16 protein-coding genes and 1 pseudogene are annotated in these 17,092 nt (G+C 68.2%); 4 read left to right on the top strand and 13 right to left on the bottom strand.

What is annotated here, in order from left to right; translation table 11 throughout:
* Both SMA5143A_RS41860 and SMA5143A_RS41855 read left to right on the top strand, forming a co-directional pair.
* On the top strand, window positions 1-482 hold a 482-nt coding region (locus SMA5143A_RS41860; protein WP_258194064.1), incomplete at its 5' end, for an aldehyde dehydrogenase family protein.
* A 399-nt stretch (window positions 483-881) separates the two neighbouring features.
* Window positions 882-1,343: an Lrp/AsnC family transcriptional regulator gene (locus SMA5143A_RS41855; RefSeq protein ID WP_107468013.1), complete on the top strand. Its 462-nt coding sequence runs from the start codon at window positions 882-884 to the stop codon at window positions 1,341-1,343.
* A 336-nt stretch (window positions 1,344-1,679) separates the two neighbouring features.
* On the opposite strand, the pseudogene SMA5143A_RS41850 reads toward SMA5143A_RS41855, so the two are convergent.
* Window positions 1,680-2,678: pseudogene (locus tag SMA5143A_RS41850) on the bottom strand (ATP-binding protein); the annotation flags it as partial.
* 431 nt (window positions 2,679-3,109) lie between these two features.
* Between SMA5143A_RS41850 and SMA5143A_RS45060 the strand changes: the two are divergent.
* Complete coding sequence (locus SMA5143A_RS45060) at window positions 3,110-3,649, top strand: YunG family protein (RefSeq protein WP_441349514.1); 540 nt, start codon at window positions 3,110-3,112, stop codon at window positions 3,647-3,649.
* Window positions 3,650-3,759: 110 nt separating this feature from the next.
* On the opposite strand, the gene SMA5143A_RS41840 is transcribed toward SMA5143A_RS45060, so the two are convergent.
* On the bottom strand, window positions 3,760-4,809 hold the full coding sequence (locus SMA5143A_RS41840) for a sulfotransferase family protein (protein WP_107468011.1): 1,050 nt from the start codon (window positions 4,807-4,809) through the stop codon (window positions 3,760-3,762).
* 205 nt (window positions 4,810-5,014) lie between these two features.
* On the opposite strand from SMA5143A_RS41840, the gene SMA5143A_RS41835 reads away from it, so the two are divergent.
* Window positions 5,015-5,893, top strand: a complete 879-nt coding sequence (locus tag SMA5143A_RS41835) for an LLM class flavin-dependent oxidoreductase (RefSeq protein WP_181362290.1) — start codon at window positions 5,015-5,017, stop codon at window positions 5,891-5,893.
* 120 nt (window positions 5,894-6,013) lie between these two features.
* On the opposite strand, the gene SMA5143A_RS41830 is transcribed toward SMA5143A_RS41835, so the two are convergent.
* From SMA5143A_RS41830 to SMA5143A_RS41785, 11 genes are all read right to left on the bottom strand, one after another.
* Window positions 6,014-6,775 carry an ABC transporter permease gene (locus SMA5143A_RS41830; RefSeq protein WP_181362289.1) on the bottom strand — a complete coding sequence of 254 codons (762 nt, stop codon included), beginning with the start codon at window positions 6,773-6,775 and terminating at the stop codon, window positions 6,014-6,016.
* A gap of 380 nt (window positions 6,776-7,155) precedes the next feature.
* The gene (locus SMA5143A_RS43400; protein WP_181362288.1) at window positions 7,156-7,761 is read right to left on the bottom strand and encodes a hypothetical protein; all 606 of its coding nucleotides are present in this window, start codon (window positions 7,759-7,761) and stop codon (window positions 7,156-7,158) included.
* 165 nt (window positions 7,762-7,926) lie between these two features.
* Window positions 7,927-8,355, bottom strand: a complete 429-nt coding sequence (locus SMA5143A_RS41825) for a thiol-disulfide oxidoreductase DCC family protein (RefSeq protein WP_181362287.1) — start codon at window positions 8,353-8,355, stop codon at window positions 7,927-7,929.
* Entirely contained in the window at window positions 8,352-8,984 is a 633-nt protein-coding gene (locus SMA5143A_RS41820) for a hypothetical protein (protein WP_107468007.1), read from the bottom strand. The genes SMA5143A_RS41825 and SMA5143A_RS41820 overlap by 4 nt, the downstream gene beginning before the upstream one ends.
* Window positions 8,981-9,925: an alpha/beta fold hydrolase gene (locus SMA5143A_RS41815; protein WP_181362286.1), complete on the bottom strand. Its 945-nt coding sequence runs from the start codon at window positions 9,923-9,925 to the stop codon at window positions 8,981-8,983. Before SMA5143A_RS41815 ends, SMA5143A_RS41820 begins: the two co-directional genes overlap by 4 nt.
* Before the next feature lie 71 nt (window positions 9,926-9,996).
* Window positions 9,997-10,893: a hypothetical protein gene (locus tag SMA5143A_RS41810; RefSeq protein WP_107468005.1), complete on the bottom strand. Its 897-nt coding sequence runs from the start codon at window positions 10,891-10,893 to the stop codon at window positions 9,997-9,999.
* 430 nt (window positions 10,894-11,323) lie between these two features.
* On the bottom strand, window positions 11,324-12,337 hold the full coding sequence (locus SMA5143A_RS41805; protein WP_258194061.1) for an ABC transporter ATP-binding protein: 1,014 nt from the start codon (window positions 12,335-12,337) through the stop codon (window positions 11,324-11,326).
* A 250-nt stretch (window positions 12,338-12,587) separates the two neighbouring features.
* Complete coding sequence (locus SMA5143A_RS41800) at window positions 12,588-13,322, bottom strand: response regulator transcription factor (protein WP_258194059.1); 735 nt, start codon at window positions 13,320-13,322, stop codon at window positions 12,588-12,590.
* A gap of 826 nt (window positions 13,323-14,148) precedes the next feature.
* Window positions 14,149-15,552 (bottom strand): aldehyde dehydrogenase family protein, encoded by a 1,404-nt coding sequence (locus SMA5143A_RS41795; protein WP_107468003.1) that lies wholly within the window; start codon window positions 15,550-15,552, stop codon window positions 14,149-14,151.
* A gap of 1 nt (window position 15,553) precedes the next feature.
* On the bottom strand, window positions 15,554-16,495 hold the full coding sequence (locus SMA5143A_RS41790) for a carbohydrate kinase family protein (RefSeq protein ID WP_107468002.1): 942 nt from the start codon (window positions 16,493-16,495) through the stop codon (window positions 15,554-15,556).
* Window positions 16,492-17,092: class II aldolase/adducin family protein (locus SMA5143A_RS41785; RefSeq protein WP_107468001.1), on the bottom strand; the 601-nt coding region annotated here is incomplete at its 5' end. The genes SMA5143A_RS41785 and SMA5143A_RS41790, both read right to left, overlap by 4 nt.

The raw sequence follows: 17,092 nt of genomic DNA, 5'->3' as shown, positions 1-17,092 counted from the left end.
TCGATCTCGGCCCGCTGGCCGATCACCGGGCGGTGGACAAGGTCCGCCATCTCGTCGAGGACGCCGTCGCCCGTGGTGCCGTCGTCGTCGCGGAGGCGGACATCCCTGCCGGGCCTGGCCATTACGCGGCCCCGACCGTGCTGGACCATGTCCCCGCCGACGCCGCGATCATGAGGGAGGAGGTCTTCGGTCCCGTCGCCGCCATCCACCGCTTCTCCACCGAGGCCGAGGCCATAGCGGTGGCCAACGACACCGAGCACGGTCTCGCGTCGTATGTGATGACGTCCCACGTCGACCGCGCCCGCCGGGTTGCTGCCCGGCTGCAGGCCGGGATGGTCGGCATCAACCGCGGCCTGGTCTCCGAGGTCGCGGCACCCTTCGGCGGGATCAAGCAGTCCGGTCTGGGCCGTGAGGGCGGGCCCGAGGGCCTCCACGAGTACCAGCAGCTCAAGTACCTGTCCATGCCCGGTTTTCACAGCTGAGCAAGCCGACACCAGCGGAGCCCGCTTCCGCGTCGAGCAGGGCAACACGGTGACCGGGGTGACGGTCGTCCACCAGCGGCACGGCCAAGGGAGGCCGCCAGTCTCCGGCGGCCTTGATGCCGCCAGCCCGGTCGTCCGACCGGATCCCCGACAGGAACGGCGGCGTGAAGCAGTTCCTGCCGTCGGTGCCTGCCTCTGAGCTCCTGGTCACCGACGGCAAGGGGCATCCAGCAGCCGTGGGGCAGGCGTTTGGGGCGTCAGACAGCCGGGGCAGCCCGGTGGGGGAGCGGTTCGTCCTCGCCGGGACTGCACCAAGTTCCGCAGGAACACATGCCACCCGCGATCCGCGTGCCGTGGGGGCTGCCATCTCCACCGACTTGACGAAGGAGACGGTCCGCTGTGGACGCCATCGACGAGAAGATCGTCGCGGAGTTGACCCGCAACGCCCGCATCTCGCACTCCGATCTGGCCGGCAAGGTGCTGCTGTCCCGCAACGCGGTGCGCCAGCGCGTCGAACGTCTGGAGCGCCAGGGCCACATCGTCGGCTACACCATCGTCCGCGCGGGCCACGACACCGGCACGGTCGTCTCGGCGCTCGTCCTCGTCTACCGCCAGGACCGCATGCGCGGCGGCGACGTCCTGGCCGCACTCAAACGCATCCCCGAGGTCGTCATCTGCGAGATCCTCAGCGGCGACTACGACATCATGGTGCGCCTGGAAGCGGCCTCGCTGGAACGCGTACGGAGCATCTGGGAGGACATCGCCAAGATGCCCGGCGTACGCGACACAGTCACCGCCCTCACCTTGTCCAGCATCGTCAACCGCCCGCGAGGAGAACGGCGTACCACGCCACAGGGGTGAGCAGGGCCGTCATCGCTATTTCCCTGTCCAGCCCACCCTGACCACGAGGCCCACCACCTCCCCCTGGTGGCCAGCGCCTCTTCCGCGCCCCAGGCGGCCGCCAAATAGCGATGTGTGGGGGGTAAGACGGTCACCGAGCACCTCGAAGGCGTTGAGCGGAGTTGGTCCTTCTGCACAACCATCCTGTAATCCGAGGTCCGAGGTTTGAGTCGGATGGCTTGGCAGCTCAGCGTGGTTCAAGAGGTATCAGTGGTGTAACGCCTCGCTGAATCGGGCGATGGCAGTCTCGCCGCCGCTTGTCCGCCCCATGTGGCGAGGCCGCTCCGTGGCCGCTCATCAGTCCGCGTCCCCCCATTGCTCCAGCAGGGCGTCGGCCATGTCGAGGTCGGGTTCTGGCGCCGGGCTGTGGAGGGATTGTTCGGTCCAGATCACTTTGCCGCGCGGCATGTACCGGGTGCCCCACCGCTGCGTGAACTGGGCGACCAGGAACAGCCCCCGCCCCCCTTCGTCGGTGGCGGCCGCCCGGCGCAGATGCGGTGACGTGCTGCTGCCGTCGGCGACCTCGCAGATCAGGACGCTACGGTCGCGCAGTAGGCGCAGCCCGATCGGATCGGTGCCGTAGCGGATGGCGTTGGTGACCAATTCGCTGATCACTAGCTCGGTGGAGAAGGTCAGCTCCTCCATCCCCCACTCCTCCAACCGGTGGGTGACATCGGCACGGATTCCGGCGACGAGGGCGGGGTCGCCGGGCACGTCCCACTCGGCGACCTGGGAGGGATCCAGCAGGCGGGACTGGGCGACGAGCAGGGCGATGTCGTCACTCGGCCGTGCCGGCAGCACCGCACCGCGGGCCTGGAGAGGCGCAGTGATCAAGGAGTGGAGGCCGGACTCCAGGATGCGCCGGGCCCGCTCGGGATCCTGGGCACGCCAGTCGTGGGAGGCGGCCAGGTCGGCAGCGAGCACGGGGTGGCCGCTCTGGACACTGAGGGCCACGGGGTTGCTGGGTACGAAGTGGATCAGCTCACCCACCGGAAACAAGGGCCAGGCCCCCTTGATGCCGTGAACCGCTGTGCGGCGCATCTCTGGGCTCGGACCGGTTGGCTCATCACCCTCCAGGACAGGATTCTGCAGGTCGACGGTGACGACGTCGGCGAATCGGGGAGCCACCACCTCGGCCAGCTCCTGGGCGGTGCGCACCACATCCAGTGTGGTGCCAATCCGCACCCCTGCCTCGTACAATAGGCGCAATCGCTCCCTGGCCACTTCCGCCCGGCCCGCCAGCGCCCGCAGCTCCGTGGTGTCGCGCAACGTGGCCACGCTGCCTTGCCCGCCGCCGTGGAACCGTGGTTCGAGTGGCATCCCGAGCAATTCGGTGATGCGGGGAAGTGGCACGGTCGCCAGGGGTCTCGCGCGTTTCAACGCCAGGCCGGCTTCCGCCATCACTTCACGAAAGGCGTCGGTGCCGCGCACCGCGAATCCGACCGGCGCCAGTCCGACGTACCAGCCGACCGACTGGGCCCACTGCGGATCGGTCCGGGTGTGGAAGGGTGCGATCGCACGGAACTGCTGCTGCCCCGTGTTCTCGTGCGCCAGGCACGCGAGCGCCCCGGAGAAGAAGTTCCCGCCCTTCCTGACGCAGGCGTCCTGGAAGGCCTGCGCCCCCTGCGCGTCGAGGAGCCACTCGCAGCCGCCGACCTGTGCCCGGTCCCCTACGTGTCCGTGGCCCGGATCCTGACCGGTGACATCGCCGACGGCCTCGCTACAGCATGGCAACCGTCCCCGCCCGCAGCGTCGCCCGGCTCACCGACCGCCCCTGGGCCCGGCACCAGGCCCGCCGTGGGGGAGCAGTCGGCTGCGCAGCGATTCGTGCCGGTCGATCCAGCCGAGCAGTGCCCGCTCCAGCGCCCCGGCGTTCAGTTCCCCGGGCAGTTCGAAGACGGTCGCCAGCCAGGAGGCGGGCGCGGGCCGGGGCCGGTGATGCGTGCTTCCCTGATGTGCGCCTCCTGGAGGTACGACGCCGGTCGTGGATCCGGTGTCCAGGGGGTGGAGCGCGGTCCTGCGGGCGCAGGTCGCCAGACGGTGAGCATTCCTGGCAGGACATCAAGGTCGTGCATATCGATCTGACCCGCGAGCAGTTCCAGCGCGGTCAGGTGGTCAGCGCCGCCTGTGTGGTTTGGCGTCCTGCTGGACCGCTGCCCCGCCACTGGGCGGAGTACCAACTCCTGCGCTCCCGTGTCGAAGCCCACCTGGGCACGCTACCGCCTGCGGCCGGCGGAACCGAACCGGACACGACTTCCCCCGGGTGAGCTGGTTGCCTCGGTCTGCTCAGCCCCGGCAGGACGGACTCTCGCCCATGCCGGGATGATGCCGCAACCTGAAGCGGTGTCACGGCGTGCCTCTCGTCCCGGTGGCGTCGTCACCGCTTTGACCGACCGTGTTCGATGCCTGCAGCCGTAGGCGGATGCTGGGCGTGGAGGGCTTCGTCAGCGGCGTAGCCCGGGGAGCATGCGGCGCGCAGCTCGGCCACGTCCGCCGAGGCAAGATCAACGGATGTTCCGATTCTTTCCGGTCTGACCTGCTTCGCTGCCCAAGAGAGCCAGTCGGGCGAGGAGGTGACGCCGAGGAACCGTGCAAGCCGGCGGAGGCCGGCGACGGGGTCGAGCAGGAGCTGTTCGTAGCGAACGGTGGTCCAGCGGTCGAGGGGTATCCGGGCCAGCTCCGCAGCGCCTTTCAGGGTCATGGTCGACCAGAAGTCACCGAACGAGGCCAGCGGAATCTCACATTCCATGATCCGTTCTGCGTCGATTGCCGGGAACCGTCCGCCTTGTCCAGTGGCTCGATCCGCCGCATTGTGTACTGCTCGGGTCCAGGAGCCCTCCCTCTCGACGAGTACGGGTATCCGGCAACCGGCGTGCTTGCTCATCGACAGGGCGGAGTCCATCCCGTCCCGGCTGAGATAGATGAAGCGCGCCTCCGGAAACGCACTGTGCAGGTGCGCCACCGCCCGGATGGAACCGCCGGTGCGCTCGACGGTCGCCGTACCGCCGAACCTGTCGGAAAGCAGGGAGAACAAGTGGCGGTAGTGGTCGGGGACTGGCCGGGCCGGCCAGTCCGGCACGATCGCCGCCAGCCAGTCGAAGACGCCGTCCGGGTCATCGGTCAGCATCGGCAGGGTCATGTGGCTGATGAAGGGCACACCGGTTTCCGGATTGAACCGTCCTGTTGTGTAGGGGTAGAGAAATTCCGGAAGGGTGAGGCCGTCGCGCACCATGGCGTCAATGAAGGGTACGGGATCAGCGATCTGTCGCCAGAAATCGTCCCCGTCCAGGTGCCCGGCCAGCCGGTCTTTGATGGGGACGAGGCCGAATAATTCACTGATGCTCAGGATATCGGGGTGCGCACGCAGAAGTCGCGACAGCAGAGTTGAGCCGCAGCGTCCCGTGCTGACGACGAAAGTCAAGCTCATGTGGTGACCATCCTCTGCCCTCTTCGCATGCAGGTTGCCCAAGTACCGGAAGACGCTAGTCGACCGGCTGGCGAAATCACAGGGTCAAATGTCCCGGAGTGGTCCGCTCCGACGTGCTGGTTACCGCCCGGCAGTCGGAGGCGATCAGCAAGTAGCATGCTGCCCGGGGCCGGAAATGCCGGCCATGGTGAGCGGGGAGGGTGACGTGGCAGATACTTTACCGTTCGAATTCGCCGTCGTGGCGGAGCCGGACTATGGTGCCGCAGAATGGTTGACGGTGATCCGCAAAAGCGAGGAATTCGGCTACGACGCCCTGTTGGTGACCGATCATCTACGGCTGCGGCTGGCTGCGGTGCCCGCATTGGCCCTGGCTGCCGGGGTGAGCAGTCGGATCCGGCTGGGCACCTATGTTCTGAACAGCGATCTACGCAGTCCGGCCCTGTTGGCCTCGGAGATGGCGACGGTGCACACCCTCGCCGGCGGCCGGGCTGTGGTGGGCCTGGGAGCAGGCTGGATGCGCGACGACTACGTGCAGGCCGGCGTGGAACTGAAAGCCGGTGTGTCGCGGTTCGACCGGCTGCGGGCGGCGTTGCCGAAGGTGCGGGAAGTCCTGGCCGCGGCAGCCGCCGCGGACGGCACGTCACCCCCTCCTATGCTCCTGGGTGGAGCCCGTCGCCGGATGCTGGAGCTGGCCGGGCAGGAGGCGGACATCGTGAGCCTGCTCCCGCCGACGGGACCGGACGGACCGACGGAATACACCGGGATGCTTGACGACAGCGTCGAGGCACAACTGGCCTGGGTGCGTGCTGGGGCGGCCGGACGGGACGTACCGCCACGCCTCAATCATCTGCTGTGGGGGTGTTTCGTGACCCAGGACCCGGCTGCGGTGACCGATGCGCTCGCCCGGCGCTGGGGCTGCTCTCCGCAGACGGTGCCGCGCCTTGTGCCATATCTGGTCGGCACCGCTGAGCAGGTCGCGCAGGAGTTGCTGACCCGCCGGGAGCGGTGGGGATTCTCTCTTGTCACGGTGCCGGTGAGGATGGCGGCGGCCTTCGTTCCGGTGATGCGGCTGCTGGGACGCTGATCAGCCTCATCCCCGGCGCTGTGTGAGGCACCCAAGACGGGGGAGGAAGGGGCCGGGCGTGCCCGGCTCTTTGGATACCGCCGTTGCTGAACGGCGTTCCCGGGCATGCCCGAACGCCGTTCACGGGCGGGCCTGAATGGTGAAACGGGTCAGTCCGACGGCGGTGGTCAGGATCAGGCCGACGCCGATCGTCCAGAGGAGGGCGGATTCGGGAAGGTGCCCCAGTTGGGGAGTGATGGCGAAGCGAGTGGCCTCGGTGATGTAGACGACCGGGTTGGCCAGTACGACGTACTGCAGCCAGGGGAGGGGGCCGAGCGCCGCCCAGGGGTAGTAGACACATCCGAGCATGATCATGACGGGCAGGCCGAAGGGCAGGACGTTGGACACCTTGCCGGGGTTGACGGCGGTGCCGACTACGATCCCCAACGCGGCGAACAGGATGGCGGCTCCGACCACGGTGCCCAGCAGAAAGGGCCATCGGGTCAGGTCGAGCACTGGTGGTGCGCCGGGGGCGTGCACGAAAGCGACGATCGGCAGGGCGACGCACGCGGCGAGGACTCCCCGCAGGGTGCCGTCGACGATCCTGGTCAGGGCGATGAGCGGTACGGGGAGCGGGGCCATGAGTGCCTGGTCGATGCGGCGCAGCGGCCCGAAGTCGAGGCTGACGGCGGTGAGAGCGGAGGTAAATGCTTGGTTGCAGGTGGCGACGGCGACCATTCCCGGAGCCAGGACCGTGGCGTACCCCTGGGTGACGCCGAGGCTCTGGCCTCCGAGTTGAGGCAGGACGAAGTCGAAGACGAAGACGGTAGACAGCGTGATGATGGCGATCTTCATGACGAACCCTGCCGCTTCCTTGCGGAGCCGGCGGATCTCGCGGAGCACGAGTACGAGGAATGGCCGCCAGATGGTCAGTTTGACATCTTTGGCTCGGGTCGCTGTGAATGCCATAGTTTTCCGTCTTCGGTCGTGGCCACCGGCGTGCGGTGGCCGGTGGACTGCGTCTGGTCAGTGCACGGCGGTCAGCGTGCCGATCGAGGTCGACTTACCGGCTCCGTCGCTGCCCAGCAGGCCGAAGAAATCGCCATGTTCGCGATGTGTCAGTCAGACTGGAGCGAGTTGGTGTCATGCTTGCCCTCGAGGCGACAGCCCCCGAGGGCAAGCATGACGAGTGGGTTGACGCGTCGGCGGTGTGGAAGCCGTACCCTCGGGGGTGATCAAGGCTTGCCGAGATCACCGTGAGGGGCGGCCCCGCACAGGGCCGACTAGCCGTTTTGGACGTTCTGCGCCACAGCGTTGCCGGCGGCTGCCGTGCCACCTACGGCACCGACGACTCCGGCTCCCGCCCCGACCGCGGCCAGTTGGTTCGCCTGCTGGGCTGCTGCCAGTTGGCCCGCGGGGGTTCCGTCGACTACTTGGACACCATCGGCCTCTGCCGCGGCTTGTGCCTCTGCCTGGGCGCCGTTGACTATCTGGCCTGCGGGGGTTCCGTCGACTACTTGCTGGCCATCGGCCTCTGCTGCGGCTACTGCCTGTTCCTGTGCATTGGCGGCTTCTGCCGCGGCGACCTCCGCACCAGCCGCGTTTACTCCGCCCTCGGCTGCCGCGGGTGCGTTTGCGGCCTCCGCCTCGGCGACTTGCTCGGCGGCCTGCCCGAACTCCGCCTCCGCGAACTGTTCGGCCTCAGCCTCCACGAACCCCTCGACCTCGGCCTCCGCCGCCGCTTCCGCCGCTTCGGCCGCCCCTTCAGCCGCGACGGCGCCCGCCTCGACCACGCAGTTGATGGGGTCGGCTGCTGAGATGTACCCGATGCGGTTGACCGGTGACAGGTCGGCGTAATCAGCCGCCCTGGTTTTCCTCAGTTGAAACATCCTTGCTTCCTTTCGCTTTTCCGACGGCCTGTTCCGTCGGTGGTCTTGGCCCAGGTCTGACGCGCGTGTCGCGCACGACGTCGCCGGGCAGGGCACTGCGGGGGCGGACGATGGGCCGCCTGCTCATCTGTCTGGCTCGGACGTGCGGCTGGGCCGGTCGGGCCGTCAGGTTCCCGACTTCGGTGAAGGCGCGACTCGGGTGGGGATTCCGCAGGTGGCGGTGGCGCCGGGCATGCGGTGCCGGTTGGCGGCTACGTTCCGGTAGACGTATGCGGCGAGGGTGCGTATGACGGGCAGGCGCAGTGCGCGGCCGGTCAGTCGCCAGGGGAGGGAGCCGCTGGTCACCGCGTGCGCAAGGGCGGTGGCGCCGCCGTGGATGTCGCCGTCGCTGACGAGGATGATCTCGCGTTCGAGTCGTTGTCGGGCAACGGGGAGGCGACGTGGGTCGAGGCTTTGCCAGGCGACGGTGCGGGTGTGGCTGAGGGCGTTGTGGTCGCGCAGCCATTGCACGCTGCGGGTACAGAATCCGCAGTCGTTGTCGTAGAGCAGCTCGGCATGACGGCCGGAGCGATCGTTCTGGCCGGGTGCGGTCACGATGGCTCAGCCGTGGCCGCTGTCGGCTGCGGGACGTGTTCAGCAGTCATGTCCGCGGTGGCCAGGTCGTGGAACGCGGAGACGTAGGTGATCTGCGGGGTCAGTAGTGGCTCGTAGACGGCGAGCTGACATACCGCGAACTGGACGTCGGTGGCGGTGCTGTCGTGGGGTACCTGGTTCCGTGCCACGTTCAGCAGGAGTTTGTAGCCTGTCGTCTGTGGCAGGAAGTCATTGCTCAGGACGGTGCTACCGGTCCGGTACACCTCGCGGACCGCGTCGTTGATGACTTTCTCGGGGCGGCGGAACGGGGCCCAGACGGCGTGGAGCAGGTTCCGTTCCTCGCCGACGACCACTTCCTGCCATTCGGTGAGAGAGCCGTCACGGTTCCGGTGGCGGATCAGTAGGTTCAAGTCGTATGTGCCCGGGTTGGGGCCGAAGAACCGGTAGTTGGGTACCGCCAGGCCGTACCGGGTGAACTTGTGCAGCAGCGCGGGGGACACGTCCAGGTTGCGCAGCACGGTCAACGTTCCCCACACGGCGAAGGCGGAGTACAGCGCGGTTAACGACGCGGTGCGCCTGACCCGGGGCCGCAGCTGCGGAATTCGGTGGGAGAGGGGGTCGGTGGTCACTTCTGTCCTCCCTGCTGCGCCGCCGGCTTCGCCGTGGCCGGAGACAGTTCGTTGATGATCCAGGTGATGGCGTCGGTGACGTGCGCCGCGAACGGCTGGTGGGTCAGCACGGTCAGATGGTCGGCGCCGGGCACGACCACTCGCCGGTTCACCGGGGACAGGTCGGCCAGTTCCTGGTGGAGCTCGTCCATGACGGGGTCCTTGGCGAGGGACTGCTGCGCGCTGATCACCGCGACCGGCCTCCCCAGTGCGGTCAGTTCGTCGGCGTGGGCGCTCCACTCCCGCTCAGCGACATCGAGTTCGCGTCGGGCGGCCCGCAGGTTGCGGGGCTGGAACGTCACCTTGCTCGTGATCTGCGCCACGTCCGGGGGCAGCTGGAACAGCGGCATGGTGCTGTTCCACGACGGGGGCATGCCCAGCCGGCCGCGGACGATCATCTGGTCGAGGTCGTTGCGGAGCTGCTCCAGCGCGGCGGCCTGCCCGGGCGAGCGCACATACTGCGCGGGGTGGGCCGAATCGACGAACACCATCCCGCCGACCAGCTCCGGGAAGTGGCGGGCGAAGATCCGGGTGAGCAGCCCGCCCACGGAGTGACCGACCAGGATGAACGGCGCGTAGGCGGCCACCGACCGCGCCGTCGCACGCAGGCTCTCGGGATACGCCAAAGCGGTCGACCGGCGTTGCGCAGGGCTCCATCCGATACCGGGGCGGTCGTAGGCGATCGAGGCGGTCTGGGCCGGCAATCCCCGCTGGACCCACGACCACATCGTGGCCGGGTAGCCCAGGCCGTTCTCGAAGAGCACCGTCGGGCCGCCACCGGGACGGGTGATCACATGGACCCCGCCACCCCCGGCCATCCGCCCCGGTACCCGCGAGTTGGGGCCCCGCACCTCGCGGATGGCGATCGCGGCGGTGACCGCGGTCAGGGTGCCACCGATCACCAGATTCTCGACCGTTTCCGCGGTACCCCACCGCCGGGACCATCCCGACAGCGCATTCCACGTGGCCCGCATCACCGCACCCCCGACTCGAGACGAGCCGGCGCGGCCGGGCCCAGCCCGCGGGACATGTGCGCTACCGCCGGGTAGCTGGAGGCGAATCCCCACACGAACCGGTTCAATCCCATGAACCGGCCGTTGGCCAGGTGGAACATCGTCGACGCGGTCAGCATCGCACGGGCGACCGGCTTCGGCGCGACCAGCACCAAAGGGAACGCCAACTCCCCCAGGATCACCGTCCACGCCAGCAACACCGGAATCGCCGGATGCTTCTTCGTCAGCTCGTACAGCCACTTGTCGCCGTAGGTGCTTGTACGAAAGATCCCGGTGATCGCCCGGCCGCTGCGCCACGTCGGCGAGGCCACCTTCACCGCACCCGAGACCGGATACGACAGACACGCCTGGAACGACAGGAACTTCAGGCACACCCGCTGCGCACGCGCGTCGTCCGGGAACAGCCGGGCCAAAAACGTGGTGACCAGACCCACGTAGGAGATGTGATCGGAACCGTCACCGCCGTAGTGCGTACGCGCGTTGCCCACACTGGCGGCGGCCACCAGCACACCGTCGAGCAGCTTCCGCTCCGTCGGCCCCGGCCGGCCCAGCAGCAGCCGTGCCGCGGCCAGGCCCCGCACGATGGTCATGCCCGCCACTCCCGGATAGCTGAACACCCGGTCCATGACCCGCATTTTCCAGTGGTCCTGCTCGGGGAACCGCTCCCGCATCACCTGCCATGAGACCGTACCGTCGTCCCGGTAGTCGGAGATGCGGCTCAACTGCTCCAACGCCCCGACGAGCGCACATACCGCATTCAGCCGCTCCACCGCCGATATCGTCGACTCCGGCCCGGACCCCACCTGGGTACCCTCGAATTCCTTGGCCTTTTCGAGGACCGTGGTCCACGCTTTCATGCGTCAACCTCCATAGTGAGGGAGCATCAAAAGTAGCTCGATGACCCCCCGCTCGATACGTCTTGATCGAAACTCGGGAACGAGTGAAATGGACTGGACCAGACTGGCTGATCAACTGTCTTGAAATCGAGTGTGCGCCACCGGGCCGGTCCCGACCAGGGTCAAATATCCCGAGTCCTTGTAAAGAACTCTCGGAGGGAAACCTCGGTCATGGATGATACGTAGGGGACCAAGGGAGAATGTGACCGTGAGGGCAACAGGCGTCGAGGATTCCGACGCGACTGGCAGGCCGTTCTCCAGCGCGAATTCATAGGGGAGCCGGCCGATATAGCCGACGAGGCATTACACGCAGGCGTCGACGCCCAAGCACTCGGTGCCGGAAAATATCACGGTCGGCCTGGGTGATCAGCGGGGCGGTGCGGACCGGCCGCTATACCGGCACACTCGGACCCGGCTGGGTCTTGCTGGTCAGGGTGAGGAAAACCCGGTCCAGGCTCGGCGCCGCGGTGGTGGCCGATGTGACGTGAAGTCCCGCGGACTCGGTGAGGAAGACGACCTCTCTGATGAGGCCATCCGGCTTGTGGGTGTAGAGCCGCAGGGTGTCACCGTGATGCTCGGCCTTGGTCACCTCGGGCAGCTGGTCCGCCGCTGCGGCGACAGCCCCGGCGTCCCCGCTGAGCTGGACGGTCACCACCGTCTGCAACCCCGCCTCGGAGCGCAGCTTGTCGGGCGAACCGATGGCCGTGATCTTCCCTCGGTTCAGTATGCCGATGCGACCACACAGTTCCTGCGCCTCTTCCAGGTAGTGGGTGGTGAGCACGATGGTGGTCCCGGCCGCGTGGACTCCGCGCAGCAGATTCCACACCAGCCGCCTGGCTTTGATATCGACGCCGGCTGTCGGCTCATCGAGGAAGAGCACCTGTGGTTGGTGCATCAGTGCCCGGGCGATCAGGGCACGCCGGCCCTGGCCGCCCGACACCCTCCTGATCGTTCTCGACGCGACATCCTCGATGCCACACTCCTGGAGCAGGCGTGTGGCACGCCGCCGCGCTTGGCGAGCTCCCAGCCCGAACATCCGCCCGTGGAACTCGAGGTTTTCCGCCAGCGTGAGCTGCGGATCGAGGGAATTGCGCTGTGGGACCACGCTGATGGCCCGTTTGACCGCCACTGGGCGGTGCTTGACACTGGCGCCGGCCACCCGCATGCGGCCACGGGTGGGTTTGATCACCGTGGTCAGCAGGCCGATGAGCGTGGACTTGCCGGCTCCATTGCTGCCGAGCAGTCCGAAGAACTCTCCTTTGTCGACCCGCAGATTCACCCCGTCCACCGCAACGTGTGAACCGGTCTTACTCTTGTACAGCTTTGTCAGGGCCTTGGTCTCGATAACCGGATCGGATGGACCGGCCATTAGAAGATCGCCTCCGGATACTATGCGGTCGGCCACAGCGTGGTTTTCTCGGCCAGGGGCTCAGAGTCGATGTCCTGGTCGTCAACTACTGACCGGGGTGCCAGGCCACAGCAGGACGTTACGGATTTCAAATTTCCTCTGCTGCGCCGATTACCGCCAGGGTCAAATATCCCGGGAATCGACAGTGAGGTTCAGCAACGCCGCCAGCGTCGAAATCTCGATGCCCGACGCGAAGCAGGGGCCCTCCAGGCTTTGCCGGGGGACCACTTTATGTGAACGGGAATTGTCAGCCCGTGTTGGAGTGCGCAGCAGGAAGCGTTGCCTGCCCGAACCGCGGGTCCTGTCTCTCGGCTACCGTGGCCCCCGCAGGGTTTCGACTGGCGCCCAGCCACAGCAGAACCGCCTCCGTCCCGCTCCGGACGTCCAGCTTGGCGTAGATGTTGCTGAGGTTGTTGCGCACGGTCTTCTCTGCCAGATGCAGCCGTTTGGCGATATCGGGCGCTCCGTAGCCAGAGGACAGCAGCTCGATGATTTGCCGTTCCCTGGGGGAGAGGCCGACCCTCAGCGCCTCCGCGGGTCCCGGGTCCCCGCTCCCCACGGCCGCCACGGGGAACGCTCCCTTTCTGAGAGCCGTGCAGGCCATGGGGGAGAGATAGGTGTTGCCGGCCACGCAGTTCAGGACCGCCGAGTTGAGCATGCATGAGCAGTGGTCGCCGTCGACCAGGTATCCACTCACTCCGTGGCGGAGTGCCTCAGCGAGCCGGTCGGCTTGCCATACCGGGCTGCTCACGATCACCGGGATGGTCCTGCCCCGCATGGCGTCGAGCAGTGGCATCAAGGCGTCCACAGGATCGTCGCAGCGCAACACCACGGCGTCCGGGCCGTCCCGGTGGCCGGAGTGCAGCTGGTCATACGGCGGGAGCACAAACCGGGTCCGGACCAGACCGTTCTTGGCGGGCCACTCCGAGTACGGCCAGTCGTCTTCGGCACACGCGAGGCCGACGGTCAGTTCGCGGCCCAAAGGGTGAGGCAGGCGGTCGTGGCAAGGCGACGGGGCCGGAGGGCGGTTAGTACCGATATGTGAGGAATGTTGCATGTCCATACCTCTGTGCGTCCTTCCATTGACGCCATCAGTCTCCTGGCGAAGGGGCCACCAGTTTCAGCCGGTGGGGGAATCGCTTCCCCAGTCATCGCGGCGTGTAGAGCCGTTTTGGCTTGTCCGTCGTCTCCTCGGGGGCCGGATCGGGCTGGATCGCAGCCTCCTGGACGGAAGCCCAGCACGGGGGAGCCCACCACGGGGGAGGGAATCACGGTGTTCTTGCATACGGCTCCCACGCCGGACATGTTCAAAGTTTGAGGAATTGTTTGGCCAGCCGTCAGTCGCGGCCGTACTACTGCCGGGTAGCGCTGACGTGGGTCACCGGCGGTCCGTACCGGGTAGAGTCGCTGGTCATGGCCTCCCTGCCTGGATCGCAGGCACGTCCCGGTTCCAGGCCCGCTTCGAGAAGGAAAGCATGGCGGCCCTCGGCCCGACGGCGTTCGAGAATGCCGTCACGGAAGGAAGTCAGTACGACAGTCCGGCCTGTGCGGTCGAATTGGCCCTGGTGGCGTCGGCCGACGCCCGGCGGAGTGCCGCAGATGCCCGTGTCCCCTGGACGCCGGGAAACGGAGGTGGCCGCGCTCGTGGCGGAGGGCACTGCGAAGCACGTGCGTCAGCCGCCCCCCGCCCCTCGCCGCCCACGCGGTGGATTACCGCTTGCTCGCCCTCGTCACGGCCTGGCCGTGCCCTCAGTACCATGACACAGCGCCCGTAACCACTCCGCAGCCAGCAGCGGAGCATGCGTCGTTCACAGCAGTAGGCGCAGCAGTCGTTCCTTCCAGGTGGTGAAGGGCGGGTAGGCGATCCGGAGCGGGTCGGGGAAGAGTGGCTTGTCGAGGACGGCCTTGGTGTGGCTGAAGGTGTCGATGGAGTGCTCGCCGTGGTAGCGGCCGAAGCCGCTTTCGCCGACGCCGCCGAAGGGCAGGCCGGGGACGGTGAGATGGGCGTTGGGGACGCCGAAGGCCAGGGCGCCGGAGGAGGTCTGCGCGGTCAGGCGTCGCTTGCTGTCGGCGGAGGCGGTGAAGGCGTAGAGGGCCAGGGGTTTGTCCCGTTCGGTGATGAAGGAGATGGCCGTGTCCAGGTCGGGGACGGCGATGAGGGGCAGGACGGGCCCGAAGATCTCCTCGTTCATCACCGGCGCGCCGGGGTTGACCTCGGCGAGGACGGTGGGGGCGATGTAGCGGCTGTCGCGGTCGTGGTCTCCGCCGACGACGGTGCGTCCGTCCTTGAGGAAGCTGACGAGCCGGTCGAAGTGGCGGGTGCTGACGATGCGGCCGTAGTGGGGGCTGGTGGTCGGGTCGTCGCCGTACATCTCGCGGACCGCTGAGGCCAGGTGCGGTTCGAGTGCGGTGGCCGTCTCGCCCACGGCGAGGACGTAGTCCGGTGCCACGCAGGTCTGGCCGGTGTTCATGAACTTGCCCCAGACGATACGGCGGGCGGCCGTGGCCAGGTCGGTGCCGGGTTCCACCACGACGGGGCTCTTGCCGCCCAGCTCCAGGGTGAGCGGGGTGAGGTGGCGTGCGGCGGCGGCCATCACGATCCGGCCGATGGCGCCGTTGCCGGTGTAGAAGATGTGGTCGAAGCGCTGTTCCAGTAGGGCCGTGGTCTCGGGGACGCCGCCCTCAACAACGGCCACCGCCTGCGGGTCGAGGTGGAGCGGCAGCAGCCGGGCGAGGGCAGCGGAGGTGGCGGGGGCGAGTTCGCTGGGTTTGACGACGGCGCAGTTGCCTGCGGCCAGTGCTCCGACCAGGGGGGCCAGCGCCAACTGCACCGGGTAGTTCCACGGGCTGATGATCAGGACGGTGCCCAGGGGTTCCCGGATCACCCGGGCGCGGGCGGGTGCGAGCGCGAGCGGCACACCGGTCCGACGCGGGCGCAGCCATCCATGCAGGCGGGCGAGCGTGTGTTCGATCTCGTTGACGGTGAACCCGATCTCGGTGGTGAACGCCTCCGTCGGGCTCCTCCCGAGATCGGCTCTCAGAGCCTCCCCCAGCTCCTGTGCGTGTTCCGTCAACAGGGTTCGCAGGGACCACAGTTGGGCGCGGCGCCAGGCCACGGACCGGGTGCGGCCGGATGCGAAGACGGTACGCAGTCGGGCAACGGTGGCCGCGGCTTCGGTGCCGGGCGCCCGGGTGGTGTCGATGGTGTCCATGTCAGCGGCTCTCCAGGGTGGCGGCCGTGGTGGCGAAGGCGTCGGCGGTGGCGAGGTCGAAGTCGCCGTGGTCGCTGCCGAGGCCCTGTGCCACCAGCGCGGCGGCGGCACAGCCGAGCACGCCGCACTCGCGCGGTCCGCGGCCCAGGCCGAGTCCGCGCAGGAAGCCGGCCGAGAAGGCGTCGCCGCAGCCGGTGGTGTCCACCACGTCGACCGCGAAGGCCGGAATCTCGATCACCTCGTCCTTCGTGACCACCAGCGCACCGCGTGCGCCCCGGGTGACGGCGACGCAGCCGACCCCTTCCGCGAGGAACCTGCGCGCACCGTCCTCCAGCGTCGCGGCGCCGGTGAGTCCGAGCACCTGCTCCTCGTTGGGCAACAGGTGGTCCAGGTACGGGAGTGCGGGGACGATCCAGTCGAACAAGCCGCTGTCGCCGGCGACGAGCAGGTCGGCGGAGGTGACCACACCCGCGGCCCGTGCGGGAGCGAGTATCTTCGCCGCGGCCTCACCGCCCATCAACTCCGGTGCGCCCATGTGCAGATGGGTGGCCTCGGCGATCTCCGTGTGCGGGGCGTCGTCCGGCCCGTAGCTGATGTTCGCGCCCAGGACGTGGAAAGCGGGGCGGCTGCCGTCGGGGCGGATGGGCAGCACCGAGGCCGAGGTCTGGGGGTCGGCGCGGCGCAGGACGAGAGAGGTGTCCACGCCGTGGTCGGCCAGCATGCTCAGCAGCAGGTCACCGATCGGGTCCGTGCCCACCGCGCCGGCGGTGCGCACCGCCGCTCCCAGCTTGGAGAGGGTCAGCGCGGTACCGGCGGCCGTGCCCGCCGGGCTGAACCGGATCTGGTCCACCAGGGTCGCGCCCTGCCCGTCCGGGATGGCCTCGACGGGCCGGACCTGCACGTCGAACACGTGAGCGCCGAGGGCTATGACTGTCTGGCTCATCGGGTGCTGTCCTCTCCTGTGGGGTGGGTGGTGCCGTAGCCGCGCCGCAGGGCGGAGGTGACGACGGCGGTCTGCTGGTCGTCGTCGAGGACCCGCGGCTTGCCGATGTGGGCGGCGCGCAGGTACACGCCGCACAGCCACTCCAGGAGCAGCGCGTTCTCCACGGCCTTGGCGAGCGTCGGCCCGAATGCCACGGCGCCGTGGTGGGCCATCAGCGCCGCCGACCTGCCGTCGAGTGCCGTGAGCACGTGCTGGGCCAGCTCCGGGGTGCCGAAGACGGCGAACGGCGCCACGCGCACGGACCCGCCGAGCAGCAGCTGCTGGTAGTGGACGCAGGGAAGTTCGTCGAGCACCAGGGACAACGCGGTGGCCTGGGGCGAGTGGGTGTGCACCACCGCGCCGGCGCCGTACCGCTGGTAGATCCCGAGGTGCAGCTCCAGTTCGGAGGTCGGTTCGAGGTTCCCGGCGAGTGTCCCGCCGTCGGGGCCCAATACCGTCACCTGGTGGGGCGTGCACTGTCCGAGGACGGCGCCGGTGGCGGTGACCGCGATCCGGTCGCCGTCGCGCATGCTCACATTGCCCGCCGTGCCGATCAGT

Source organism: Streptomyces sp. MA5143a (assembly GCF_900290235.1).
Lineage (GTDB): Bacteria > Actinomycetota > Actinomycetes > Streptomycetales > Streptomycetaceae > Streptomyces.
Note: the sequence above shows the minus strand (reverse complement) of the source record. Positions and strands in the feature narration are given on the sequence as shown.